We start from the raw sequence: 864 nt of genomic DNA, 5'->3' as shown, positions 1-864 counted from the left end.
GATCGGGGGAGTCGATACCGGCGATGTGACCGAGAACACGGCGGGTGTGGACAAGTCTCCGGACCAGCATGAGCCGGGGATCGCCACGCTGGGCAAGGCTCCGCTCTACGCGGACGGAAAACTGACAATCAGCGATCCAGATGCAGGCGAGGCGGTCTTCCAGAGCCATGGGACGGGCTACCAGTATCACGGCACCTATGGCGACCTTATGCTCGATCCCGACGGAACCTGGCACTACATTGCAGATGCGGGCCACGATGCCACGGTCGGCGGCTTGCCGACGACGCGCGGCACCGCGATTGACCAGTTGGGCGATGGCCAGACCCTGACCGATACGATCACGGTGCATTCGAAGGATGGCACGGCCCATGACATCACGATCACGATCCATGGCAGCAACGATGTGCCTTTTTGCGCCGCTGAGGTATCGCTTGCGCCCGGTCGCGAGGACACCGTCCAGACGCTGACCAAGGCACAGCTTCTGGCAAACACCGTGGAAGTCGATGCCAACGATGCCGGCAAGCTGGCCATCGCCAACCTGCACCCTGATCACGGCTCGATCCGCGACAATGGCGACGGCACCTACACCTTCACGCCCGAGACGGACTACAACGGCAAGGTGCATTTCACATATGACGTCAAGGACGCCCATGGCGGCGTGGCGCATACAGGGGCCACCACAACACTGGTTCCCGTCAGCGATGCCGCCGTCATCAGCGGGACGGACACAGGCGATCTGACCGAAGACAAGAATGTCGGACCATCTTCGGCACATCCGATTTCTGTCGGTGGAACCTTGAGCGTATCAGATCCTGACGGCACCGCATCGAACCACTTCCGCTACTCCGTTTGGGGGGAAAACGC

At 61.6% G+C, this 864-nt stretch carries 1 protein-coding gene; it reads left to right on the top strand.

The window, feature by feature from the left end; translation table 11 throughout:
- The coding region (locus tag TRL7639_RS22750) for a cadherin-like domain-containing protein (RefSeq protein WP_165759901.1) at positions 1-864 on the top strand (864 nt) is incomplete at both ends.

Origin of the sequence: Falsiruegeria litorea R37 (assembly GCF_900172225.1) — a bacterium.
Classification (GTDB): Bacteria; Pseudomonadota; Alphaproteobacteria; order Rhodobacterales; family Rhodobacteraceae; genus Falsiruegeria; species Falsiruegeria litorea.
This window is presented reverse-complemented; position numbering and strand designations above follow the sequence as displayed.